This is a genomic window from Roseateles sp. (genome assembly GCF_039595595.1).
Classification (GTDB): Bacteria; Pseudomonadota; Gammaproteobacteria; order Burkholderiales; family Burkholderiaceae_C; genus Roseateles.
In genome coordinates this window covers 125,876-150,716 of record NZ_JBCNLG010000011.1, presented here as the reverse complement: position 1 = coordinate 150,716, position 24,841 = coordinate 125,876, and the positions used below count along the sequence as shown (strand labels likewise).

The 24,841-nt window shown below is 70.1% G+C and carries 20 protein-coding genes; 7 read left to right on the top strand and 13 right to left on the bottom strand.

The window, feature by feature from the left end:
• Positions 1 to 10: 10 nt before the first annotated feature.
• Positions 11 to 874, bottom strand: a complete 864-nt coding sequence (locus ABDW61_RS15270) for an oxidoreductase (protein ID WP_343639805.1) — start codon at positions 872 to 874, stop codon at positions 11 to 13.
• A gap of 143 nt (positions 875 to 1,017) precedes the next feature.
• On the opposite strand from ABDW61_RS15270, the gene ABDW61_RS15265 reads away from it, so the two are divergent.
• Positions 1,018 to 1,965 (top strand): LysR family transcriptional regulator, encoded by a 948-nt coding sequence (locus ABDW61_RS15265; protein WP_343639803.1) that lies wholly within the window; start codon positions 1,018 to 1,020, stop codon positions 1,963 to 1,965.
• On the opposite strand, the gene ABDW61_RS15260 is transcribed toward ABDW61_RS15265, so the two are convergent.
• From ABDW61_RS15260 to ABDW61_RS15235, 6 genes are all read right to left on the bottom strand, one after another.
• Complete coding sequence (locus ABDW61_RS15260; protein ID WP_343639801.1) at positions 1,949 to 3,004, bottom strand: nitronate monooxygenase; 1,056 nt, start codon at positions 3,002 to 3,004, stop codon at positions 1,949 to 1,951. The two genes, ABDW61_RS15265 and ABDW61_RS15260, sit on opposite strands and share 17 nt — an antisense overlap.
• A 60-nt stretch (positions 3,005 to 3,064) precedes the next feature.
• Positions 3,065 to 3,970 carry an SDR family NAD(P)-dependent oxidoreductase gene (locus ABDW61_RS15255; RefSeq protein ID WP_343639799.1) on the bottom strand — a complete coding sequence of 302 codons (906 nt, stop codon included), beginning with the start codon at positions 3,968 to 3,970 and terminating at the stop codon, positions 3,065 to 3,067.
• Positions 3,971 to 4,258: 288 nt separating this feature from the next.
• Positions 4,259 to 4,456, bottom strand: coding sequence for a hypothetical protein (locus tag ABDW61_RS15250; RefSeq protein ID WP_343639797.1), 198 nt, complete (start codon positions 4,454 to 4,456; stop codon positions 4,259 to 4,261).
• 158 nt (positions 4,457 to 4,614) lie between these two features.
• The gene (locus ABDW61_RS15245) at positions 4,615 to 6,570 is read right to left on the bottom strand and encodes a MacB family efflux pump subunit (protein ID WP_343639795.1); all 1,956 of its coding nucleotides are present in this window, start codon (positions 6,568 to 6,570) and stop codon (positions 4,615 to 4,617) included.
• A gap of 2 nt (positions 6,571 to 6,572) precedes the next feature.
• Positions 6,573 to 7,790, bottom strand: coding sequence for an efflux RND transporter periplasmic adaptor subunit (locus ABDW61_RS15240; protein ID WP_343639794.1), 1,218 nt, complete (start codon positions 7,788 to 7,790; stop codon positions 6,573 to 6,575).
• Between the two features lie 32 nt (positions 7,791 to 7,822).
• Positions 7,823 to 9,229: an efflux transporter outer membrane subunit gene (locus ABDW61_RS15235; RefSeq protein ID WP_343639793.1), complete on the bottom strand. Its 1,407-nt coding sequence runs from the start codon at positions 9,227 to 9,229 to the stop codon at positions 7,823 to 7,825.
• Between the two features lie 299 nt (positions 9,230 to 9,528).
• On the opposite strand from ABDW61_RS15235, the gene ABDW61_RS15230 reads away from it, so the two are divergent.
• On the top strand, positions 9,529 to 12,075 hold the full coding sequence (locus tag ABDW61_RS15230; protein ID WP_343639792.1) for an ATP-binding protein: 2,547 nt from the start codon (positions 9,529 to 9,531) through the stop codon (positions 12,073 to 12,075).
• Positions 12,076 to 12,107: 32 nt separating this feature from the next.
• Complete coding sequence (locus ABDW61_RS15225; protein ID WP_343639790.1) at positions 12,108 to 12,491, top strand: VOC family protein; 384 nt, start codon at positions 12,108 to 12,110, stop codon at positions 12,489 to 12,491.
• A gap of 13 nt (positions 12,492 to 12,504) precedes the next feature.
• Here ABDW61_RS15225 and ABDW61_RS15220 read toward each other — a convergent pair whose 3' ends face one another.
• Entirely contained in the window at positions 12,505 to 13,530 is a 1,026-nt protein-coding gene (locus ABDW61_RS15220; RefSeq protein WP_343639789.1) for a transporter, read from the bottom strand.
• A gap of 267 nt (positions 13,531 to 13,797) precedes the next feature.
• Between ABDW61_RS15220 and ABDW61_RS15215 the strand changes: the two genes are divergently transcribed.
• Positions 13,798 to 14,400 carry a chalcone isomerase family protein gene (locus ABDW61_RS15215; RefSeq protein WP_343639787.1) on the top strand — a complete coding sequence of 201 codons (603 nt, stop codon included), beginning with the start codon at positions 13,798 to 13,800 and terminating at the stop codon, positions 14,398 to 14,400.
• 42 nt (positions 14,401 to 14,442) lie between these two features.
• On the opposite strand, the gene ABDW61_RS15210 is transcribed toward ABDW61_RS15215, so the two are convergent.
• The 3 genes from ABDW61_RS15210 to katG form a co-directional block, all read right to left on the bottom strand.
• Positions 14,443 to 14,685: a glutaredoxin gene (locus ABDW61_RS15210; protein ID WP_343639786.1), complete on the bottom strand. Its 243-nt coding sequence runs from the start codon at positions 14,683 to 14,685 to the stop codon at positions 14,443 to 14,445.
• Between the two features lie 91 nt (positions 14,686 to 14,776).
• A complete protein-coding gene (locus ABDW61_RS15205; protein WP_343639785.1) occupies positions 14,777 to 15,409 on the bottom strand; it encodes a CAP domain-containing protein in 633 nt (210 codons plus the stop codon).
• Positions 15,410 to 15,584: 175 nt separating this feature from the next.
• The gene (gene katG / locus ABDW61_RS15200) at positions 15,585 to 17,780 is read right to left on the bottom strand and encodes a catalase/peroxidase HPI (protein ID WP_343639783.1); all 2,196 of its coding nucleotides are present in this window, start codon (positions 17,778 to 17,780) and stop codon (positions 15,585 to 15,587) included.
• Between the two features lie 659 nt (positions 17,781 to 18,439).
• Between katG and ABDW61_RS15195 the strand changes: the two genes are divergently transcribed.
• From ABDW61_RS15195 to ABDW61_RS15185, 3 genes are all read left to right on the top strand, one after another.
• Positions 18,440 to 19,111, top strand: a complete 672-nt coding sequence (locus ABDW61_RS15195) for a hypothetical protein (RefSeq protein ID WP_343639782.1) — start codon at positions 18,440 to 18,442, stop codon at positions 19,109 to 19,111.
• Between the two features lie 222 nt (positions 19,112 to 19,333).
• Positions 19,334 to 19,993: a peroxiredoxin gene (locus tag ABDW61_RS15190; protein WP_343639780.1), complete on the top strand. Its 660-nt coding sequence runs from the start codon at positions 19,334 to 19,336 to the stop codon at positions 19,991 to 19,993.
• Positions 19,990 to 20,826, top strand: coding sequence for a hypothetical protein (locus tag ABDW61_RS15185; protein WP_343639779.1), 837 nt, complete (start codon positions 19,990 to 19,992; stop codon positions 20,824 to 20,826). Before ABDW61_RS15190 ends, ABDW61_RS15185 begins: the two co-directional genes overlap by 4 nt.
• Before the next feature lie 19 nt (positions 20,827 to 20,845).
• Here ABDW61_RS15185 and ABDW61_RS15180 read toward each other — a convergent pair whose 3' ends face one another.
• Both ABDW61_RS15180 and ABDW61_RS15175 read right to left on the bottom strand, forming a co-directional pair.
• Positions 20,846 to 21,688, bottom strand: a complete 843-nt coding sequence (locus tag ABDW61_RS15180) for a DUF6502 family protein (protein ID WP_343639777.1) — start codon at positions 21,686 to 21,688, stop codon at positions 20,846 to 20,848.
• Positions 21,689 to 21,760: 72 nt separating this feature from the next.
• Positions 21,761 to 24,520, bottom strand: coding sequence for a TonB-dependent receptor (locus ABDW61_RS15175; RefSeq protein ID WP_343639776.1), 2,760 nt, complete (start codon positions 24,518 to 24,520; stop codon positions 21,761 to 21,763).
• Positions 24,521 to 24,841 lie beyond the last annotated feature (321 nt).

Genomic DNA, 24,841 nt, shown 5'->3' with positions numbered 1-24,841 from the left:
CCCGGCGCGCTCAAGCGGCGTCGAAGTCGGTGCCGCGCGCGACCGGCTCCCACTGGGCCATCTCGGCCAGCAGCGCCTGGGCGTGCGCGCGCACCGCGTCGACCGAGTCCCCGCCCAGCTGCAGCCGCAGCGGCGTGTCCGGCGCGGCGATCGCGCGCTCCATCGCGGCCGCGGCCTTGCGCGGGTCGCCGGGCTGCGTCTGGTGCATGTTCTTCGCGAACTCGCGCGTGCCGCCGATCGCTTCCTCATAGACGCCCAGGATCGGCATGTGCCGCATCGCGCCGCCTGCCAGCTGCGTGCGGAACTGGCCCGGCTCGACGATCAGCACCTTGATGCCGAAAGGCGCGACCTCCTGCGCGAGCGCCTCGCTCGCGCCTTCGATGGCGAACTTGGTCGCCGAGTAGGCGCTGAAGCCGCCGAACGACAGCTGTCCGCCGAGGCTGGAGATGTTGACGATCGCGCCACCGCGCTGCTCGCGCATCACCGGCAGCACCGCGCGGGTCACGGCCATCGCGCCGAAGAAGTTGGTGTCGAAGATGGCGCGCAGCTCGTCATCCGGTGTTTCCTCCAGCGCCCCGAAAACGCCATAACCGGCGTTGTTGATCAGCACGTCGATGCGGCCGAAGCGGTTGATCGCGGCGGCGACCGCCGCTTCCGGCGCACCGGCGGCGGTCACGTCCAGCGCCAGCGCCAGCACGCGATCCGGCGCCAGCGCGACCAGGTCGGCCAGCGCCTCTGGCTTGCGCGCGGTGGCGACGACGCGGTGGCCCCGGGCGATCGCGTGCTCGGCGAAGGCGCGGCCCAGTCCGCTGGAGGTGCCGGTGATCAGCCAGGTCTGGACGGCGGCGGCGCGGGGAGTGGTCGAAGCGTTCATGGCGGTGTCCTTGTCGCGGTGGGTGTTGGGTTCGAGGGTCCTGCGCCTGGGCGGATTCCTCCAGCGCATGGCTGCACTGTCGCCGCGAAACACTCATCGATAAAGGTGACAAGACCGCACACATCATTCGATACCATGCATGAATGGATCGATCGCTGCTCGCTCATCTCCCGGTCGTGCTGGAGGTGCACCGGCGCCAGGGATTCGCCGCCGCGGCGAATGCGCTCGGCCTGAGCGCGTCCGCGGTGAGCCACGCGGTGCAGGCGGTGGAACGGGCGCTTGGCGAGCCGCTGTTCACCCGCACCACGCGCAGCGTGCGCCTGACCGCCAGCGGCGAGGTCTTCGTCGCCGCGCTTGGCCCGGCGCTGGACGAGATCACCGAGGCCGTCGACCACGTCGGCGCACAGCGCGGACGCGTCGCCGGCGTGCTGCGGCTCAACGTGCCGCGCATCGCGCTGCCGATCGCGATCACGCCGATGCTGCGCCTGCTGACGGCGCGCCACCCGGAGCTGATCGTCGAGATCGCCACCGACGAAGGGCTCGCGGACATCGTCGCCGCCGGCTTCGATGCCGGCGTGCGGCTGGGCCACACGGTGGCGCAGGACATGGTGGCGGTGCGCCTGACACCGCCGCTGCGGATCGCGCTGGTGGCCTCGCCGGCCTACCTGCAGGCGCATGGCGAGCCGGCGACGATCGCGGACCTCGCGAGGCATCGCTGCATCGGCTACCGGTTCGTGAGTTCAGGCGCCGTCTACGACTGGGATCTGAAGGAGCACGGCAAACCGGTCAGCGTGGCCGTGCCCGGACCGGTGCGCGTCACCGACTCGCTCTATGCGAAGGAGCTCGCGCTGCTGGGCGAGGGCATCGCCTATCTCTTCGAGCCGCTGGTCCACGACGAGCTGCGCGCCGGCACGCTGCGGCAGGTGCTGCCGCGCGCGGGCGTCGAGGAGCCGGGACTGTTCCTCTACTTCCCGCAGCGCGCCGGGCAGCAGGCGAAGCTGCGGGCGCTGATCGAGGTCGCGCGCGAGGTGGAAGCCGCTTCGCGGCCGGGGGCGACAGCCGCGAGAGCTCCGGTCAGAACGCCGCGCTGAGCTCGTTCACCAGCGCGGCGGCGCCGATCTCGCGCACCGCGGAGAAGTTCTGACCCGCCCACAGCGGCGAGAAGTCGCCACTGCCCTGCGCCTCCGCCTTGGCGCGCAGCGGCGCGACGCCGGAGGTCGCCAGCGGGAATTGCGGCGCGGTGTCGCTCAGCGGGCCGACCTCGCGCATGAGCCGGTTGACGATGCCGCGCGCGGGCCGGCCGGTGAACAGGTTGGTGACCGCGGTGTGGTGGTTGGCCGGGTCGCGCAGCGCCGCGCGATGGGGCGCGCTGGTGGTGGCCTCGTCACAGAGCAGGAACGCCGTGCCGAGCTGCACCGCCGACGCGCCCAGCGCCAGCGCCGCTCGGATGCCGCGCACGTCGGCGATGCCGCCGGCCGCGATCACCGGGACCTTCACCGCGCGCACGATCTGCGGCAGCAACGCCATCGTGCCGGGCTGACGCGTCAGGTCGTCGCTGAGGAAATGGCCGCGATGGCCGCCCGCCTCCCAGCCCTGCGCGATCACCGCGTCAACGCCCTGCGCCTCGAGCCAGCGCGCTTCGTCGACGGTCGTCGCGTTGCCCAGGATCAGGCTACCCCAGCCCTTCACGCGCGCGAGCAGATCCGCCGGCGGCAGGCCGAAATGGAAGCTCACCACGGGCGGGCGGAAGGGCTCGACGAGATCGGCGATCTCCGGCGTGAACGGCTGGCGGCCGGGGCCGGCCTTGATCTGCGCGGGATCGATGCCGAACTCGGCGTAGTACGCGCCGAGCCGCTCACGCCAGCGCGCCTCGCGCGCCTCGTCGATCGGCGGCGGGGTGTGGGCGAAGAAGTTGACGTTGAACGGCTTGTCGGTACCGTCGCGCAGCGCCTGCAGTTCCTGCACGAGCGCCTCCGGCGTCAGCAGCGCCGCCGGCAGCGAGCCGAGCCCGCCCGCGTTGCTGACCGCCAAGGCCAGCCGCGCGCCCTGCACGCCGGCCAGCGGCGCCTGGATCAGCGGCAGCCGGGTGCCGAGGAAGAACGGAGCAAAGGGCGCGCTGGACAGGGGCATGGCGACGGGTCCTGATCTCGATGAACGAGCGGCCATGATCGCGCAAGGGCAAAGCCCCTGTCAGGGGTTCTGCATCTCGAAGGGCGGAATGCGGCGGCCGTCGACGTCGGTGAAGCCATATTCAGCGGCAAGGTCGCCAGCGCGCAGCACCTGGCCTGTGCGGTCCATGACGCGCGGATCGGCCGCGAGCGCGGCGACCGCGCGGCCGACGTAGCGGGGGGATTCGGTGCCGGCGAGCTCGGGGCGAGACTGCCAGTGCGCTTCGTCGGTATGGTGCCCGGCGAGGACGAACTCGGTCCGCATCCAGCCCGGGGAGACCGCGACCGAAGCGACGCCGTGAGGCCTGAGATCCTGCGCCATGCCGCCCGCCAGGCGCGTCATCGCGGCTTTCGCGAGGTCGTAAACGAGGTTGCCCTTGAGGAAATGGCCGCGATCCCAGAAGGTCGTCGTGACGATGAGGCCAGCGCCGCGCGCGATCAGCAGCGGCGCGGCGGCACGGCTGGCCAGCAGGTGGTTGCGAACGCCACGATCCATCATCGCGTCCCATTCGTCCAGCGGGCGCTCCCAGAAGGGAGCGTCGAACACGCCGCTGAAGACCTCGTGACCGCCCCAGGCGTTGTTGACGAGCAGGTCGAGGCGGCCTTGCTCGGAGCGCACGCGCTGGAAGAGCGCGGTGACCTGAGCATCGTCGGTGTGGTCGCAGCGCGCAGCGATGCCGCGGCCGCCGAGCCGGGTGACCTCGTCGGCGGTGTCGTCGATGGTGCCGGGGATGATGGGGAGATTCGCGAGCGATTGCAGACGTGCGTACTGCGTCGCGGGGCGGGCGCGTGTGCTGCGGCCGGTGACGTAGACGGTGGCGCCTGCGGCGCCCAGCTCCAGCGCGATGCCGCGGCCCGCGCCGCGGCTGCCGCCGGTCACTACGGCCACATGGCCGGCCAGCGGCCGGTCGGTTCGTTCGGTGCTCATGTCGTCTCCCATTGCGGTTGAAGGGAAACGATACGCGGGCCTCGCGGGAAAGCGGGTCAGGTCCTGTCAGCAGACAGGGAGCATTCGAGACGCGTCGGAGGTCCTGCGAAGAGCCCCCTCTCCCCTGCCCTCTCCCCCCTCGCGGGGGGCGAGGGAGTTGGTAAGCAGCGCTTGACACGTTGCTCTCCCCCTCCGGGAGCGAGCGGAAATGACTCGCGGGAGCGGCGCCTCAACTCCCTCGCCCCGCCGTGCGGGGAGAGGGTGGGGGAGAGGGGTCTCCCCGGCGATTCACTTGCAGGTGAAGCTCTTCGCGTTCACTTCCTTGACATTGCCCGTGCCGCAGGTGGCGGTGGCCTGGTCGCTCATCTTGCGCACGTCGTCCATGCGCTGGGTGCTGGCCTCGGTGGTGTTGGGGGCGATGACGCAGCCGGTGGACAGGATCGCGGCGGCGGACGCGAGCAGCAGAGCGGCGGGGCGGATGGTCATGGAAGATTTCCCTCTACGGTTGGTGTGATCGCGCCGCAGTCTAGGCGCTGCCCCTCCTCGCGGCCGGCGTTCCGACGAACTGCATCCTCGCCCGCATGAACTGCATCGCCGGCCGACGCGCCGGGGAACCACTGTCTGCGATCTCCCCGTCGCCCCGCTCAAGGCCGGGCCAGCGCCTCCACCGGATCGAGCCGCGCCGCGTTGCGCGCCGGCAGGAACCCGAAGATCACGCCGATCAGCGACGACACCGCGAACGCCCCCGCGATCGCCGTCACCGACACCAGCATCCGGAATCCCGCCGCCTCCGCGAAGTGGTTGAAGATCAGGCTCGCGCCCACCGCCAGGGCCACGCCCAGTCCGCCGCCGATCAGGCACACGAGCACCGCCTCGATCAGGAACTGCCGCAGGATGTCCGCCTGCCGCGCCCCCACCGCCATGCGCACCCCGATCTCCCCGGTGCGCTCGGTCACCGACACCAGCATGATGTTCATCACCCCGATCCCGCCCACCAGCAGCGAGATGAACGCGATCGCCGAGATCAGCAGCGTGATCGCCCCGGTCGTCTGCTCCACCGTCTTGCGGATGCTGTCGGTGTTGAACAGGAAGAAGTCGGTGGTCCCATGCCGCTGCGCCAGCAACTTCCGGATGCCCTGCTCCGCCGCCGCATTGGGCACCGCGTCGCTGACCCGCACGGTGATGCTGCTCACATGGTCCTGGCCGCTCATGCGGTTCATCGCCGTCGTGTAGGGCACCCACACATTGATCGAGTCATCGTTGCCGAAGGCGCTGGACTTCTTCGCCGTCACGCCGACGATGCGCACCGGCACGCTGCCCAGCAGGATGACCTCGCCCAGCGCCGGCTCGCCATGGGGAAACAGCCGCTTGCGCGCGTTGTCGTCGATGACCGCGTCCTGCGCCCGCGCCCGCACCGCCGCCGCGTCGAAGGCCCGCCCCTGCGCCAGCGTGTAGCCGCGCACGCGGAAGAACTGCTCGCCGACGCCGCTGACGCTGGCGCCGACATCGACATTGCGATAGCGCAGCCCCGCGCTGACCGCCACCGACGGCGTCACGCTGTCGACATAGCCCAGCTGCGCCAGCGCGTCCGCGTCGCCTGCGCGCAGCGTCCGGATCGCGCCGGCGCGCCGGTCGCCGAAGCCCTCGCCCGCCATCACGTCGATGGTGTTCGTCCCCATCGCATTGATGTCGGCGAGCACCTTCTGCCGCGTCCCCTGCCCCAGCCCGACCACCGACACCACCGAGGCGATGCCGATGATGATCCCCAGCATCGTCAGCAGCGTGCGCAGCCGGTGCGCCAGCATGGCCTTGAGCGCCATGCGCGTGGCCTCGGCCACGCGCGCCAGCACCGCCGCCCAGGCCGGTCCCGCCGGCGCGGGGTCCGGCTTGGCGAGCACCGCTGGCGGCGCGGCGTCCGGACGCCGGCGGTCGGCGACGATGACGCCATCGCTGATCTCGATCACGCGCTGCGCATGCGCGGCCACCTGCGCGTCGTGCGTCACCAGGATCACGGTGTGGCCGTCGGCATGCAACTCCTCGAGGATCTTCATCACCTCGCGGCCGCTGGCCTGATCGAGCGCGCCCGTGGGCTCGTCGGCCAGGATCACGTCGCCGCCGTTCATCAGCGCCCGCGCGATCGACACGCGCTGCTGCTGACCGCCGGACAGCTGGCCCGGCCGGTGATGCAGCCGCTCCGCCAGCCCCAGCCGCGCGAGCAGCGCCTTCGCGCGCGCGTGCCGGTGCTCGGTCCGCGCGCCGGCGTAGATCGACGGGATCTCGACGTTGCCGACCGCGTCCAGGTCGCCCAGCAACTGATAGCGCTGGAAGATGAAGCCGAAATGCTCGCGCCGCAGCCGGGCGAGCTCATCCGGCCCCATCGCGCCGGTCTCCTGGCCGGCAACGCGGTAGCTGCCGCGGGTCGGCCGGTCCAGGCAGCCCAGGATGTTCATCAGCGTCGACTTGCCGGAGCCCGACGGACCGATGATGGCGACCATCTCGCCAGCCTCGATCGTCAGGTCGACATCGCGCAGCACCGCCACGGTGCCCTCGCCGGCCGGATATTCGCGGACGAGGCCGCGCAGTTCGAGCAGCGCCGCCATGGTCACCTCCCCGGCGGCGGGTGATGCTCCTCGCCCGAGGCCCCCGCGCCCGCGCCCAGCGGCGCGGCTTCGGCGGTGACGACCTTCTCGCCCTCCTTCAGCCCTTCCAGCACTTGCGCCCGCACGCGGTTGTTCAGTCCGATGCGGACCTGGCGATCCTCGAGCCGGCCTTCGGCACCGACCACGCGGACCTTGTAGCGATCGCTCTTGCCCTCGCGGGCGCCGAGCGCCGCGACCGGGATCGACAGCGTCGCTTTCGCCTGAGCCAGCACGATGGTCGCCTGCGCCGTCATGTTGATGCGCAGCGTGCCGTCGGGATTGGGCACGTCGAAGATGCCGTTGTAGTAGATCGCGCTGGCCGTGGCGGAGCTGCCCGAGGTCGACGAGCCCGTGGCGGTCGTCGCGTCGGCCAGCGTCGTGTCGCCGGGCTCGACGGCGCGCAGCGTGGCCTCGATGCGGCGGTCGGGATCGCCCAGCAGCGAGAAGTGCACCGGCATGCCGGCCTTGACGCGCGGCACGTCGGCTTCCGAGATGCGCGCCTTGATCGTCATCGTGTCCAGCCGCGCCAGCTTGATGATGGTCGGTGCCGTCTGCGCGGCGTTCACCGTCTGGCCCTGCTCGGTGACGATGGCGACCACGGTGCCGTCCATCGGCGCGAGCACCTTGGCGTAGCCGAGGTTCAGGCGCGCGGTGTCCACCTTGATGCGGGCCTGCGCGACGATGGCCTGCTGCGACTCGACATCGGCGCGCGCGGTGTTGAGCGTCGCTTCCGCGGTTTCCAGATCGGCGCGCGCGCCGGCATCGCCCGAGGCCAGTTCGCGCTGCCGCTTCGCGGCGAGGTCGGCCTGCGCCAGCGTCGCCCGGCGCGCGGTCAACAGCGCCTCGGCGCTGCGCAGCGAGGCCTCGGCGTCGCGCAACTCGTTCTGCTGCGTCAGCGCGTCGATCTCGGCGATGAGCTGGCCTTCCTTGACCTTGTCGCCCAGCGCCACCGCCAGCCGCTTCACTTCACCGGTCGCGCGGGCGCCGACGCTCACCAGCTTGAACGCGTTGATCGTGCCGGTGGCCAGCACGCTGACCTCCAGGTCGCCGCGCTCGACCGCGGCCGACGTCACCTGCGGCGGCGGCGGCGGGCTGAACCAGACCGCCTTCACCACCAGAGCCGCCACCCCAAGTCCCGCCACGGTCAGCGCCAGCCGGCCCGGCCTCATCCACTGCTTCATTCGAACTCCCTCGATCCCTGAATCCGCCACGCTCACCGCGCGGCGGCCACCGCGCCAGCATCGCCCCAGCCGCCGCCCAGCACCTTGTAGAGCGTGATGCGGTTGAGCTGCTCGCTCAGCCGCAGCGTCACCAGCGCCTGCTGCGCGCCCATCAGCGAGCGCTGCGCATCGAGCAGGTCCAGCTGCGTCGTGCTGCCGGCGCGGTACTGCGTCTCCGCCAGACGCAGCTGGCGCTCCGCCGACGCCAGCAGCGCCTGCTGCGCCGCCAGCCGGTCGGCCAGCGTCGCGCGCACGGCGAGCGCGTCGGCGACTTCGCGGAACGCTGTCTGCACGGTCTTGTCGTAGGTCGCCAGCGCGATGTCGCGGCTGGCCTCGGCCTGGCGCACGGCGGCATCGCGCGCGCCGCCGTCGAAGATCGGCAGCGACGCCGACGGGCCGAAGCTCCACGACCCGCTGCCCGCCTTGAACAGGCCTGACAGCGCGCTGCTGCCGGTGCCCGCGCTCGCGGTCAGGCTGATGGACGGAAACCGCGCCGCGCGCGCCGCGCCGATGTCCGCGTGCTTCGCGATCAGCGCATGCTCGGCCGCGAGCACGTCCGGACGGCGCTGCAGCACGCTCGACGGCACGCCGGCTGGCAGATCGACCAGCAGGCTCACCGATGCCAGCGCGTCATCGGCACGCGGCTCGAAGTCCGCCGGCAGCGCCGCGCCGAGCAGCAGCTCCAGCGCATGGCGGTCCTGCGCGATCGTCGCCGGATAGGCGGCGGCTTCGGCGATCGCGCTCTGCACGGCCGTCTCCGCCTGCGCGAGCACCAGGCCCGACACCGCGCCCGCCGCATGGCGGCGGCGGGTCAGCGCCAAGGAGCGCTGCTGGCTCTCCAGCGTCTGCTGCGCGAGCCGTTGCCGCTCCAGGTCGGCAGCCCAGGTCAACCAGGCGCTCGCGGTCTCGGCGACCAGCGTGATCTGGACGCTGCGGCGCGACTCGGCGGCGCCCAACAGGGATTCTTCGGCCGACGCGCTCAGGTTGCGCACGCGGCCGAAGAAGTCGAGCTCGAAGCTGGACAGCGCCAGCTGCATCGACACCTGCTGCGTGACCTGCCCCGCCGCGCCGCTGCGGGTGGCACCCGCGGAGACGCCCAGCGCGGGCAGGCGCTGCGCATCGGTCTGGCGGAAGGCGGCGCGGGCCTGCTCGACCTGCAGCGCGGCGACGCGCAGGTCGCGGTTCTCGCGCAGCGCCAGGGCGACGGCGCCGCGCAGCCGCTCGTCGAGGAACATCGCCGGCCAATCCGGCACGGCGGGCTCGGCGGCCGGCGCCGCCGACGCCGATGCCGGCACGGCCGGTTCGGGGCGGTGGTAGTCCGGCGCGAGGTTGACGCAGCCCGCGAGCATCAGCGCGAGGGTCAGGACTTGCGGCGGCAGGAAGCGCGTCGGCGACGCCATGGCCTGCGGGGATCGCGGCCCTGAGATCGGAGTTCGGGTCATCGGCGGGAAGTCTCACGCAACAGGCGCATCGGACTGTGTGGAATCAGTGACGGACGAAGCGGACCAGGCTCCGGAACAGACGCCCTGGGAGAAGGCCCCGCATCATGCATCAGCTGGCCGCAAGGCGTTTGACCCCCCGGTAAACCGGCATGTCAACGCTGACGCAATGCCACGCGCCGCCGATGCCGTTCGGCGTACGGCCAATGACGCCATGGCTTGGGCGGATACTCGCGGATTCCCTCGACCCGGGAGCCTTCTTGCCCGCTTTCCCCGCCGCCTCCGGTTCCGCCGATGCCCCCGCCGCGCCTCCCTTGCCGCCCTTCCTCGCGGGCGGCGGCGACATCGCGCGCCGGATCGCCGACTTCGACTGGCGCCGCACCGCGCTCGGCCCGCTGACCGGCTGGCCCGACCATGTGCGCCATGCCACCGCGCTGATGCTGCGGGCACGCGTGCCCATCGTGATGCTGTGGGGCGAACCCGGCGTGATGATCTACAACGACGCCTATGGCGTGTTCGCGGGCGCACGCCATCCTCAGCTGCTTGGCACCAACGTGCGCGAAGGCTGGCCCGAGGTGGCCGACTTCAACGACAACGTCATGCGCGTCGGCCTGGCCGGCGGCACGCTGCACTACGAGGATCAGGTGCTGGTGCTGCACCGCCATGGCCGCGCCGAGCAGGTGTGGCTGAACCTGGACTATTCGCCGCTGCTGGACGACGCCGGCCGGCCGGCGGGCGTGATGGCGATCGTCGTCGAGACCACGGCCAAGGTGACCGCCGAGCGGCGCGTGCGCGGCGAGCGCGAGCGGCTGAGCAAGCTGTTCGAGCAGGCGCCCAGCTTCATGGCCGTGCTGGCCGGTCCCGAGCACCGCTTCGAATCGGTCAACCCCGCCTACCAGCGCCTGATCGGCCACCGCGACGTGCTGGGCCGCGGCATCGCCGAGGCGCTGCCGGACGCGGCCGCGCAGGGCTACGTGAAGCTGCTCGACGCGGTCCGCGCCACCGGCCGCGCCTACACCGCCCAGTCGGCGCTGTTCGTCTCCGCGGGCGAGGACGGGACGCCGCAGGAGCACTTCCTGGATTTCGTCTATCAGCCGATCCGCGATGACGACGGCACGGTGTCGCACATCTTCGTCGAGGGCGTCGACGTCACCGCCCGCGTGCGCGGCGAGCAGCGGCGCGCCGCGCTCGCCGGCCTGAGCGAGCGGTTGCGCGAGGTCGGTGCGCCCGCGGACGTCGGCTTCGCCGCGGCGCAGATGCTGGGGATGATGCTGTCGGCGACGCGGGCGGGCTACTGCACCGTCGATCACGAGGCCGAGACCGTGCGCATCGAGCGCGACTGGATGCGCGGAGGGCTCGACAGCCTGGCGGGCACGCGGCGCTTGCGCGACTACGGCAGCTTCGTCGAGGCGCTCAAGCGCGACGAGGTCGTCGCCATCGCCGATGTGGCCGACGATCCCCTGACCCGCGACCATGGCGCCGCCTTCGACGCGATGCGGGTGCGCTCCATCGTCAACGTGCCGGTGCTGGAGCAGGGCCGGCTGGTGGCGCTGCTGTTCGTGCATGACGAGTCGCCGCGCGCCTGGAGCAACGAAGACGTCGCGCTGATCCGCGAAGTGGCGCACCGCACCCGCGTGGCGGTCGAGCGCGCGCGCAACCAGGCGATCGCGCAGGACCGGGAGGAGCGGCTGCTGCGCTCGGACCGGCGCAAGGACGAGTTTCTGGCCACGCTCGCGCACGAGCTGCGCAATCCGCTGGCGCCGATCCGCAACGCGGTGCACCTGCTGGGCGCCGCCGATCGCGAGGGGCGCTTCGTCCAGATCCGGGATCTGCTCGAGCGTCAGGTCAATCACATGGTCCGCCTGGTCGATGACCTGCTGGAGGTCTCGCGCATCAGCCGCGGGCTGATCACGCTGCGCCACGAGCCGGTGAGCCTGAGCAACATCGCCGATGCCGCCGTCGAGAGCAGCCATCCGCTGGTCGACCGCGAGCATCACAAGCTGACGCTGCGCTTCGACGGGCCGGCGCCGTGGGTGCAGGGCGATCCGGTGCGGCTCACGCAGCTGCTGGTGAACCTGCTGAACAACGCCGCGCGCTACACCGACCCGGGCGGCCACATCGACGTCCACGTCACGCGTGAGGACGCCGACGCCGTGATCACCGTGACCGACACCGGCATCGGCATCGCGCCCGAGCAACTGCCGCAGTTGTTCGAGCTGTTCTCGCAACTGGACCGCTCGCACAGCCGCTCGCAGGGCGGGCTGGGCATCGGGCTGAGCCTGGCGCAGACGCTGGCGCGGCTGCACGGCGGTCAGCTGACGGCCTTCAGCGAGGGCCTGGGCCAGGGCAGCCGGTTCCAGTTGCGGCTGCCGGAGATTCCGGCGCCGGTCGCGAGCGCGCCGGCCGAGGCGCGCGACGACGGCCCGCTGGCGGCGCGGCTGCTGCTGGTCGATGACAACCGCGATGCCGCCGACACGACGGCCGAGCTGCTGCGGCTGATGGGCGCGGAGGTCGAGGTGGCCTATGACGGCCCGACGGCGCTGGACTCGGTGCGCGCGCTGCGCCCGGACGCGATCCTGCTGGACATCGGCATGCCGGACATGGATGGGCACGAAGTCGCGCGGCGGCTGCGCGAGATGAGCGGCGAGATCGGCCAGCCGCGCCTGATCGCGCTGACCGGCTGGGGCCAGGAGCAGGACCGCGAGCGCACGCGCGCGGCCGGCTTCGATGACCACATGGTCAAGCCGGTCGACGTCGACGCCTTGAAGGCGACGCTGATGGCTGGCCGCCGGCCGGCGATGGATTGATGGTTCCGACGCGAACGGGAGAACAGACTGCCATGCTGCTGCGCATCCACCACGCCGCGATCATCTGCTCGGACTACGAGCGCTCGCGCCGCTTCTACACCGAGGTGCTGGGCCTGCGCGTGATCGCGGAGACCTATCGCGAGGCGCGCCGCTCGCACAAGCTGGACCTGGCGCTGCCGGACGGCGGGCAGATCGAGCTGTTCAGCTTCCCGGGCGCGCCGCCGCGCCCGTCGTATCCGGAGGCGCAGGGGCTGCGCCATCTCGCGTTCGAGGTGGACGACGTCGAGCGCGGCAAGGCCGAACTCGAGGCGCGCGGCGTCGCCGTCGAGCCGGTGCGCGTCGACGAGCTCACCGGCAAGCGCTTCACCTTCTTCGCCGATCCGGACGGCTTGCCGCTCGAGCTCTACGAGCGCTGAGCGGCGTTCCGGGTCAGTTCAACCGGTAGTTCAGCCGCAGCCAGGTCACGGTGCCCTCGGGGCGGTTGCGCACCGAGAACTCCTTCATCACCTTGAAGTCGACGCCCCAGTCGCCGCTCTCCGACAGGTAAGCGACCAGCGGTCCGGCCGACAGCGCCTGCACCTTGTTGGCGCCGGCCGCGCTGCCCTGATCCGCCGTGAACTGCTTGAGCACGTAACCCTGCACGCCGACCTTCCACTGGTCGTTCAGCTGATAGGTGCCGGACCAGTCCGCATGCAGGTACTGGCCGGAGCGCACGCCGGTGTCGTCGTTGCGGGTGTTGAACGAGTAGGTCGCGCGCAGGCCGACGGCGATGCCGTTCTCCCACACGCGCGAAGCCACCAGCAGCGGCTTGAAGGTCCAGAACTTGCCAGCGCCCGGATTGACCGCGCGGCTCGCGTCGTACGAGCCCAGCGGCGGATTGAACGCGACCCCCAGCGCCACCCGCGACTCGTCCTGCTGCCAGTCGAGATAGGCGGCCAGCTCCGGATCGGCCAGGCCGCTGCGCTTGCCCGACAGCGCGGCACCGGCGCCCGCCAGCTGCGCGTTGATCTGCGCGGCGGCGGCCGGCGGCACGGCCGCGGGGATCACCGTCGTCAGCGTGAAGTCGTTGGTCTGGCGCACCATCGGGAAGGCGGCGGAGAAGCCCAGCCGGCCCTCCATCACGATCTTCTCGGTGACCCAGGTCAGACGCGGCACGAAGACATCCGCCTTGATCGAGCCATTGACCGTCAGCGGCAGCGTGCCGACACCAGGCACGGCCATCGCGCGCGTCGGCGTGTGGCCATCGGCATCGCGCAGCTTGTCGGCCTCGTAGTGCTGGACCCAGAACTGCGCATACAGGCCGGGGAACTGCGGCGTCGAGATCTCATAGGACGGCGCGCCCAGCAGCGCGCGGACCTGGCTGTTCTCGGTGGCGTGGGCGGCACCCGCGGCGGCAAGCAGGGCGGCGGCCACGGCAAGGGCGCGCGGCATCAGGCGGAAACAGTCGATGGACACAGGGATCTCTCCGGAGGACTTGGAATTCTTGGGCGGTCCTTCATCGACGCGGCAACCGGTCTGAATGCGGTCCGCAACTGGTTCACGGCGCTGGCGACAGGGGCGTGATGAAGCGGCGCGCATCGTGCCAGCGGATGCGCGGGGGTGCCGTGGTAAACGTCACATCGGCCCCGCGATTAGAGGCACGGCCCCAGTTTCCGGGGCTGACGCGCCACAGCCGCTCGCGTTTAATCCGCCCCCACCGCGATTCGAGCGGAGGAGACATCCATGCCATTCAAGATCAAGACCGCCTTGCGCAACGCCCTGTCCATCGGCCTCCTGGCCGCTTCCAGCCTGTCCTTTGCCGCCGAGGTGGACGTCGAAGGCTACAAGTTCCAGGACACCACGGTGCTGCACGGCCAGACGCTGCAACTCAACGGCGCGGCCACTTCCAGCATCCTCTCGACGCGCTCGACGGCGGTGGCCTTCTACCTGCCGCGCAAGCAGTCGACGATGGAGGCGGCCGTCGCGGAGAAGGGGGCCAAGCGCATCACCTTCTACATGATGCGCGACGTGTCCTCGCGCGACCTGGCCAACGCGATGCTGGACCGCATCCGCCAGAACGCGGCGGAGGAGTTCAACAAGAACATCGTCCAGACCTCGCAGCTGGGCGTGATCTTCGGCAACCGCGCCAAGCTGCTCAAGGGCGATCTGTGCGCGATCGACTACGACCCGGTGAAGCAGACCACCGAGTTCAGCCTCAATGGCCAGAAGATCGGCGACACCATCCAGGGCGAGAGCTTCTTCCCGATGATGATGAAGGTCTGGATCGGGCCGAAGGTGCGCGGCAGCACGCGCGACGGCTTGCTGGGCATCGCCCCGCCGAAGTGAACGACGTGGCGCGGCCGGGCCTCGCGCCCGGTCCGCGAGGGCTCAGCGGCCCAGCTGCTTCAGCGCGGCCTGCAGGCCGGTGACGCCGCCGACGCGCTGGTCGTTGATGAAGACCTGCGGCATCTGGCGCACCGATGGGCCGCACTTCTCGTAGAAGGCCAGGCGCTCGGCCTCGTCGTCGATCAGGATCTCCTGGAATTCCATCCCGCGGGACTTGAGGAGGCTCTTCGCCGTGTCGCATTGCGGGCAGGCGGACTTGGAGTAGACGACGATCTTCAGCTGCATGGGGAGGGAGTGTATGCGGGGTCGCCCGGCGCCTTGCGCTTGAGCTGCGCGCGGTCCGCCGCCCGGCGCGCGGATGAAGCGCTGACAGCGATCAGCGCTGCTTGCCCAGGTCCATGACCCAGTACTTGCTGTAGGCGTTCGACGAGGAGGCAGCGGGCCGGCAGGCGACGCCCATGTCGACGAAGTTCGCCGACATCAGGTTGGCGCAGTGGCCGGCGCTGTTGCGCCAGGAGCTCATCACCGACGCCACGTCCGCCTGCCCGGCGGCGATGTTCTCGCCGACCGCGGCCCAGCTGTAGTTGACCGCGTTGATGCGGTCGACGAAGGTGCGTCCGTCCTGGCTGTCATGGCTGAAGTAGTTCTTCGTCGCCATGTCGAGCGCGTGGCCGTCGGCGGCCTGGGTCAGCTTGTCGTTCCAGACGACCGGCGGCACGGCGGGGTAGTTCGTGCCGCCGCAATTGGCGCCCGAAGCGCGCAGCGCGTTGATGCGGTCCAGCAGGTCCTGCTTGAAGTTGGGCAGGTCGCAGGTGCCGGCGACGACGGGAGGCGTCGTCGGTCCGGGCTGGCTGGGATCGGTCGGGGTGGGCGTGACCGGGGTGCCACCGCTGGCCGGTGCATCGCTGCCTCCGCCGCCGCAGGCGCCCAGGCCGAGCGCCAGCAAGGCGGCAACGAGCATGGAAAAAGGGAACTGCCGGTGGGCCGGCTTGTTGGAAGTGGCATCCATCCGGGAATCTTAGGAAACAGATGGAAAGAAAGCTGGAACGAAACGTTCCAAAGCCGCTCAAGTCTGGCCGGATCGCCGACGCTGTAGCCAAATTGCCCACAACGTAGCCAATCCGCCTACAGCCGCCACGCCGACAGGGCCGGCTGCCTTTCCAGGCGCCAGCCCCTTTGGCGGATCACATCAGGTCGTAGCGATCCAGGTTCATCACCTTGGTCCACGCCTTGACGAAGTCCCGGACGAACACCTGCTCCCCGTCCTTCGAGGCATAGACCTCCGACAGCGCCCGCAGCTGCGAGTTGGAGCCAAACACCAGATCCGCCGCCGTGCCGGTCCACTTCAGCGCCCCCGAGGTCCGGTCGCGGCCCTCGAGCACGCCTTCGTCGCTTTCCGAGCGCTGCCACTTCGTCCGCATGTCCAGCAGGTTGACGAAGAAGTCGTTGCTCAGAGTCTCAGGCCGCGTCGTGAAGACGCCGTGCTTCGTGTGGCCGAAATTCGTGCCCAGCATCCGCATCCCGCCGATCAACGCGGTGAGTTCCGGCGCGCTCAGTGTCAGCAGCTGCGCCTTGTCCACCATCAGCTCGGCGGCGTGCTTCACCAGATCCTTGCGGATGTAGTTGCGGAAGGCGTCGGCGGCCGGCTCGAGCACGCCAAAGGACTCGACGTCCGTCTGCTCCTGCGTCGCGTCGGTGCGGCCCGGCGTGAAGGGCACGACGAGTTCGTGCCCCGCCTTCCTCGCCGCGGCCTCGATGCCCGCGGAGCCGCCCAGCACGATCAGGTCGGCCAGCGAGATCTGCTTGCCGCCGGCCGCCGCGCCGTTGAACTCCTTGCGCACCGCTTCGAGCTTGGCCAGCACCTTCTCGAGCTCGCTCGGCTGGTTGACCGGCCATTCCTTCTGCGGTGCGAGGCGGATCCGCGCGCCGTTGGCGCCGCCGCGCTTGTCGCCGCCGCGGAAGGTGGACGCCGAGGCCCACGCCGTGGTCACCAGCTGCGACACGCTCAGCCCGCTGGCGAGCAGCGCGGCCTTCAGCGCCGCGACGTCCTTGTCATCGACCAGCGGATGCGAGACCTTCGGGACCGGGTCCTGCCAGATGAGCTCTTCCTTCGGCACCAGCTTGCCGAGGTAGCGGGACAGCGGCCCCATGTCCCGGTGCGTGAGCTTGAACCAGGCGCGCGCGAACGCGTCGGCCAGTTCCTCCGGGTGCTGCAGGAAGCGGCGCGAGATCTTCTCGTAGGCCGGATCGACGCGCAGCGCGAGGTCGGCCGTCGTCATCATCGGGGCGTGGCTGCGGCTCTTGTCGTGCGCGTCGGGGACGGTGCCCGCGCCGGCGCCGCCCTTGGGCGTCCACTGGTGCGCGCCGGCCGGGCTCTTCGTCAGTTCCCATTCATAGCCGAACAGCGTCTCGAAGTAGCTGTTGTCCCACTGGGTCGGCGTCGGCGTCCAGGCGCCCTCGATGCCGCTGGTGATGGTGTAGACGCCCATGCCATCGCCGAACTTGTTCTTCCAGCCCAGGCCCTGCTCCTCGAGCTCCGCGCCTTCCGGCATCGCGCCGACCTGGCTCGCGTCGCCCGCGCCATGCGCCTTGCCGAAGGTGTGGCCGCCGGCCACCAGCGCCACGGTCTCTTCGTCGTTCATCGCCATGCGCTTGAAGGTCTCGCGGATGTCGCGCGCCGACTGGGCCGGATCGGGATTGCCGTTCGGGCCCTCCGGGTTCACGTAGATCAGACCCATCTGCACCGCGGCGAGCGGATTGGCCAGGTCGCGGTCGCCGGCGTAGCGCTCGTCACCCAGCCAGGTGGTCTCCGGGCCCCAGAAGATGTCGGTCTCGGGCTCCCACACGTCGGCGCGGCCGCCAGCGAAACCGAAGGTCTTGAAGCCCATCGATTCCAGCGCGACGTTGCCGGCCAGGATCATCAGATCGGCCCACGACAGCTTGCGCCCGTACTTCTGCTTGACCGGCCAGAGCAGGCGGCGGGCCTTGTCGAGGTTGCCGTTGTCCGGCCAGCTGTTGAGCGGCGCGAAGCGCTGCGCGCCGGTGCCCGCGCCGCCGCGGCCGTCCTGCACGCGATAGGTGCCGGCCGAGTGCCACGCCATGCGGATGAAGAACGGGCCGTAGTGGCCGTAGTCGGCGGGCCACCAGTCCTGCGAATCGGTCATCAGCGCATGCAGGTCCTTGACGACGGCGTCCAGGTCCAGGGTCTTGAACTCGTGCGCGTACTTGAACTCCTCGCCCATCGGATTGGTCTTGGGCGAGTGAAGCGAGAGGATGGAGAGGTTGAGCTGATCGGGCCACCAATCGCGGTTGCCTTTGGCTCCGGCCACCGTGTGCTTGTGTGACACGCCCGTGAAGGGGCACTTGGATTCGACTGACATGTCCGTCTCCTGAGTTGAGCCTTGGGGAACCGTCCGCTTGTCCGCAACGTGCGAGCGCGGACGAGTCTAGGACTCGGCAGGAGATCGGAGCAACAGCCGTCGCCTATCGGGGCGATAGCTTTCTCGGCGGACTCGGGCCGTTCGGCTCAGGCCGCTTCTTCAACGAGCTTCATCAGCGGTCTGGCCGGCTCTTCGTCAGGCCGACGACGCCGCCTGGCGGTGGATCGGAGACCATCGATGTGCTCCTGCAGACTTGCAGAGACGGGCTGCCACATCGCCGATGTTCATGTCGACTCCCTTCTGCCGCACATCCGGTACCACGTCGGAGTCGGTCAGATCTTCAAGCCGCAGTTGCCCCTTCAAGAGGGATTGGATGACATGAGGCTTGATCGTCCAGGGATTTGCTGAAGGGGAGAAATAACGCCCCAGGGGCACAGCCCGTCCAGGATCAATGAGGACGGGGGGCAGCCTGGGGCGAGGAAGCGAAGTCTATCGGCGCGCGACGACTTCGTGAACGATTTTCGGATGAACCCAGGGCCATTCGCGAGTGGCACTTGTTGCCCCATTCCGACGACTCACCCGTCGCGATCGTTCGCATCCCCCATCGTCATCATCCGGCCCCCCTTCGGGGGCCACACTCCCCCGACAGGAGATCCCCCATGCCCCTCTTCCTGCTGGTTCTCCCGGCCAGCCTGCTGCTTCCCTTCCCCTGCCTGGCCGCTGGCGGCCATCACGCCGTCGACGACGCGGTCATCGCCGTTCCAGGCCAGTGCACGCTCGAGCTCTGGGCCGAGCGCTCGGGCACGGACCGGCGCCAGCTCCAGCACGCCGGCGTGGGCTGCCACGTCATGGGGCTCGAGGCCGAGATCAACGGCGATCGCGAGACGACGCGCTCCGCGTCCACCCGCCACCTCCACGCCTTGCAGCTGAAGTGGGCCACTGATCTCCAGCCGCGCTTGTCGATCGGCCTTGTCGGCGCGCTGCGCTGGCAAGACCAGACCCCGCGGGCGCAGCGCTCCCTGCTGATGCCGCTGAGCTGGACGCCCCGCGACGACCTCGCGTTCCACCTCAATCTCGGCCGCGCGTTCGCCAGTGGCGCGCCCGATCGCACCCAGCGCGGCGCAGCTGTCGCATGGCAGATGACGGCCGGCTCGCAGTTCCTCGCCGAGGTCTTCCACGACGGCACGCGCCCGCTCAAGCGGCTCGGTCTGCGCCACGACATCAACGAGCGCCTGTCGCTCGATCTCAGCATCGCGCGCGGCGACGCCGTCGGCTCGGCGCCCCGCGAAACCTGGTGGACCGGCGGGCTCAACTGGACCTTCAGCCAATGAGCCGCGAACGCCCCGCCGGCCCGGCCGACATGCGCTGAGCAAATGAGTAAAGTCGCGGCCCGAGCAAGGGCATAGGGCAGACTTTCCGCGTCGTCGGTTTGAAGGACAAGAATGTCGCCTCCCGGCCGTTCCCCGTCCGATTGACGACGAGAATCGTCCGGCCTCGCGCCCTCCCGCCGCTCGCCCGCGCGCAGCGGCGGCCCCCTCAACCTGGAGCCCACCATGTCTCTGCGCATCAACGACACCGCCCCGAACTTCACCGCCAAGACCACGCACGGGGAGATCGACTTCCACAGCTGGATCGGCGACAGCTGGGCCATCCTTTTCTCGCACCCCAAGGACTTCACCCCGGTGTGCACGACCGAACTGGGCTACATGGCGAAGATCGAGCCGGAATTCACCAAGCGCAACGCCAAGCTGATCGGCCTGTCCATCGATCCGGTCGAGAACCACTCGAAGTGGGCCGCCGACATCGAGGAGACCCAGGGCGCCGCGGTGAAGTACCCGATGATCGGCGACACCGACCTGAACGTCGCCAAGCTCTACAACATGCTGCCGGCCGACGAGGCGGGCACCTCCGACGGCCGCACCGCGGCCACCAACGCGACGGTGCGTTCGGTGTTCATCATCGGCCCGGACAAGAAGATCAAGCTGATGCTGACCTACCCGATGACGACGGGCCGCAACTTCGACGAGATCCTGCGCGTGCTGGATTCGATGCAACTGACCGCCAAGCATCGCGTCGCCACGCCGGTGAACTGGAAGCAGGGCGATGACGTGATCATCGCGGGCTCGGTCTCGGACGACGAAGCCAAGACGATCTACCCCGAAGGCTGGAAGGCGCCCAAGCCCTACCTGCGCATCGTCAAGCAGCCGAAGTGAGCCTGGCCCGCCGCACGGCGTTCGTCGCCGGCTCGTTGATCGCCGCGGCGGCGATCGCCTACGTCTGGACGCGTCCGGCCGGCGGCGAGCGGGCGATGCTCGCGGCGCGGACTGCGCCAGGCGCGGCGGAGCCGGCCCCGGCCGCGTCCGGCATCCCCATCGCGATGCCTGCCGCAGGGGCTTCCGCGGTGCGCGCCTCGGCGTCGGATGGGGTCGGCGCCGAGGCGGCGATCGCGGACTACGGCCAGCTCGTGCTCGCCGCGCTCAACGGCGGGACGGCGCAGCAGGCGGGCCGCGCCGCGCAACTGATCTCCAACTGCAGCGTGGTCGACATCACGCGCTTCTCGATCGAGGCCTTGAAGTCGGCCGGGCAGATGGACGAGCGGATAGCCAACCGCGTGATCGACGAGACCGATCAGCGCGGCCGCCGATGCCAGTCCCTGACCGACGACATGAAGGCGCGGACGAAAGAACTCGCCGAGCGCGCCATCGCGGGCGGCGTGAAGGGCGTCGGGATCATCTACGCCGAGGCCGTCCGCTTCGACCCGCCCGAGTCGATGCGCCAACCGCTGGTCAACGCGCTGCGCGGAGACTTCCTGGACGGCGATCCCTACTCCGCGCGTGTACTCGGTCTCCGCGGCCAGGCGCTGGGCCTCTCGAAAGTCGAGGCGCACGCCTATGGAATCGCGTACGAGACCCTGGCCCCGATCATTCTTCCGACCAGCGATGGCAACGACCCGCCGCTCACGGATCAAGAGGAGCGGGAGGCAGCGGCGCTCGCCGCGGCCTGGGTGGGTCAAATCAGGAAGGCGCATCCGCCAGCCGGCGGATGACGCGGCGTCCAGCGACGGCTCAGGACGGCCGCGAGCCCGGCGTCATCAGCCCTGGATCGTCCACACCGTCGGCCTGATAGCTGCCAAAGCCGATCATCACGCGCCGCGTCGCATCGGCGCGCGGCGCGTCGAGCGCCTCCCGCTCGACCACCAGCCGGTTCAGCCGGTTCATGAGCTGCACGCCCTCGGTCTGCGCAGTCGCGCAGATCAGCTGTGCCGACTCGTCGCTGAGTCCATGGCCGTAGACCAGGTGGAAACCGAAACCCGGTACCGCCTGCTCGTGCAGATAGACCCGCTCGAAGCCGTTGAGCAGGTCCGAGACCATCTCGCTCAGCAGCAGGCCGGTGCCCGCGGCGCCCTCGACCACGCCGGTCGATCGCCGCTGCACGGGCACGACACGGTCCTGCTCGTCCAGCACGACGAAGCCCTTGCGCAGCCATTCATCCAGCAGCGAACGCGCGCGGAAGTCCTTGCTGACGCTCTCCACCAGCGCCTCGAAGGAACGCGCGCCGCCTTGCCGCTGCGTCCGCGGCAGCGGCAGCATGCGGCCGTTCGCGTCGAGCAGCTCCAGCGACGAGGACCAGGCGTCCAGCACCAGCCGTTCGATGTTGGGCCGCGGCGCGTCCGGCGTGTCGAAGCTCTCCCGCAGCGCGCGCACGTCACGGCGCGGCAGGCCGGTGAGCAGGCTCACGCGGCTGTCCGAGTTGGGCTTGCCCTTGACCGGCTCGAACTCCGAGGCCATTTCAAAGTAGACGGATCGCGCCAGCTTGCAGAACGCCTGGTAGGTGATGCCGCTGGAGATGGCGATGCGGATCAGGCGCCGCAGCAGATAGCGCAGCAGGGGCGAGAAGTCGAAGGGCATGATGATGAGGTGACGCGGCGCCCCGACGGGGGCGCCGCATTGTCGAGCCCGCTCCGGCTTCCCGTCGCCGGATCAGAACTCGTAGCTCGCCGCCACGGACAGCAGGCGGCCCGCCGGAGAGTACCAGTTGCGATTGCCCAGCGGCATCGTCGGCGTGAACGGCATGCGCGTGTCGGCCGCGTTGATCAGGTTGCCGCGCAGCGTCAGCGCCTTGGTCCAGTGGTAGGCGGCGCCCAGGTCGAGCGTGGTGTAGGACGCGATGTCGCACACACCCAGGAAGGCGTTGCCGGTGCAGTCCTGCTGCGCGTTCGTCGCCCGGAAGCCGCCTACGTGGTTGACCGCGGCGTTCAGGTCCCAGGCTCCCGGCGACCAGCCGAAGGTCAGCGTGCCCCGCACGCGCGGGTTGCCCAGGCTGCCGGTCATGACGATCCACGGCTGGTCATCGGTGTTGCGCACGCGGAAGCGGTCGACGTAGGTGGCGTTGAGCGCGATGCGCAGCGGCGCGGTGCCGGGCAGCGGCAGGGTCGCCTTGGCGCCGACGTCGACGCCGCGCACCTCGGTGCGGCCGCGGTTCATGTAGAGCTGGTCCACCGTCGCGATGCGGCCCGGGATGCTCTGGCCGGGCACGCTGTCGGTGTCGGCGGGCAGGCGGTGGACACGGCCGGCGTAGAGCGGATCGGTGCTGTCCTCGTTGTCGATCAGCAGTTGCTGGTCGACGAAGGTGATCTCATTGCGGCGCCGGAATTCCCAGTAGTCCAGCGTGAGCGTCAGCGCCCGCATCGGCTCCACCACCAGGCCCAGGCCATAGGCCGTCGAGCGCTCCGGCTTGAGGTTGTGGTTGGCCTGCACCACGCCGCTGTTGTTGTAGCCATCGCAGTCGATGTTGAACTGTCCGCAGCGCTTGGGGTCGAAGCCCACGCCCGAGAACAACGGCGTGTCGGAGCTCGCCGCCTCATTGAGCGACGGCGCCCGGAAACCCTGCGACACGCTGCCGCGCAGCTTCACGCTGCTCACCGGCGCCCAGGCCAGGGCCACCTTGGGCGTGACGGAGGAGCCGTAATCCGAATAGTGGTCGCCCCGCAGCGCCAGCTGTGCCTGCAGGGTCTTCGTCAACGGCAGGCTCAGCTCGCTGAAGGCCGACATCACGTTGCGGCTCCCATCGGTCCGGCCGGCCACCTGCAGGTAGACCTCGCCGGAGTAGATGCGGTCATCCGGGTGATAGGCGCGCTGCTCGTGCCGCGCCTCCAGGCCGGCGGCGAATCCGATCGGCCCGCCGGGCAACTGGCCGAACTCGCCGCTGAGCTTCGCATCGACCAGCGTGAAGGACGCGCGGCCGTGATCGATCGGATTGATGCGCAGCTGGTCCGCGGTGACCGGTCCGGCGGACGGCTGCTCGAAGTTGTAGGTGCCGGCCAGCACCGCGTCGCGCAGCACCGGCAGGCTGACGCGGTTGCGATAGGAGACCTCGGTGGTGTCCTGCGCATGCATCAGCGCGGTCTCCCAGTTCCAGTCGTGGATGCTGCCGCGCGCGCCCACCAGCACCCGGCCGGTGTTGTTGGTCACGTCCGTGCCTTGCATGCCGACGTCGGAGAACAGGTAGGTGATGCCCGCCGGCTGGTTGGGGAACGGATTGTTGGGGTGGCCCGCTGGCAGGAACTGCGGCACATAGGCGACGCCGCCGTCGCGGCCATCCGGCGTGGCGCCCAGCCCGGCGCCGAAGGGCGTCGGCCAGTCGCGCTGGCGGTTGGTGAGCCGCGACAGGGCGAGTTCGCCGAACACCGACACGCCGCTGCTGAGCAGCATCTCACCGCGGCTGAACAGGCTCTGACGCTGCTGCGGCGACACGTACTGCGCGGCGTCGTCCCAGTAGCTGTAGCCGCACAGGTTCAGCGCGGGCGTGAAATTGCCATTGAAGGCCCAGCGCTGGTCGGCCGGGCAGTTCGGTGACGCATGGCCGGTGCGCGTGCTGACGAAGGAGGCGCCCGAGGCCGGATCGACCGAGACGCCGCTGTAGTAGTTCGGCGTGGGCGTGAACCGGTTGTTGCCGGGCCGGCCGGTGTAATAGAAGCTGCTGTCGCGATGGCGGGGGTCGATCACGTTGTCGGCGACGTCGCGCAGCATCACCTGGTCGCGATGGAAGACGTCGACGGCAGCCAGCCAGTTCCAGCCGTCGCGCTGCAGATCGCCGCGTCCGGCGGTCACGCCGGCCCATTGCGTGCCGAAGCCGCCCTCGGTGCTGCGCCGCGCGTTGGCCTCGACCACCGCGCCCTGGTAATCGTCCCGCAGGATGATGTTGATGACGCCGGCCATCGCATCCGAGCCATAGATCGCCGAGGCCCCGTCCTTGAGCACCTCGACCCGTTTGATCGCGGCCAGCGGGATGGCATCGACGTTCACGAAGTTGGTCAGGCCGTTGTTGATGTCCGGCACGCTGTAGGGCACGACGCGGCGGCTGTTGATCAGGATCAGCGTGGCCGTCGGTCCGAGTCCGCGCAGCGACACGCCCGACGCGCCATAGGCGAAGCTGCTGAAGGAGCCGGAGTCGGTCAGGCCGTTCGGCCCGCTGGCCGACAAGGACTGCAGCACCTCGGTCACCGAGGTCTTGCCGCTGCGCCGGATGTCTTCCGCGCTGATCACCTGCAGCGGCAGCGCCGTCTCGAGGTCCAGCTGCCGGATGTTGGAGCCGGTGACGGTGATGCGCTCCAGGGTGGCCGGGTCGGCTGCCTTGTCCTGGGCCAGGGCCGTGCCGCCGACGAGCCCGCCGGCACAGCACAGGGCTGCGGCCAGGGCGAGCTGCCGGGGAGTCAAGCGGTGGATGGTGTCGCTGGTCATGATGCTGTCTCCGCCCTTGAGGGCGCCTGTGCTGGGGGGATCCGCGAGTCGCCGACGCGGCGACAGTTTTGTGAGACAAATTACCCACGCACAAAGTGTGAAACAAACACCTCACTTGAGTTGGCCGTAGGAACCCTGAGGCGTCAGGAACCGGGCTCCCCGGGGTAGGAAGCGATCCGCCCGACGCGTTGAGACTCTGTTGGAACTCCCCCCGGATCCGCGATTCCATCGACGGTCCGGTGATGAATGTGCTCATCCCTGGTGCACGCGGCGGCCGTCGCACCCTCTTGCGGAGCACGAGGGCCCCAAAGGGGCGTGCAT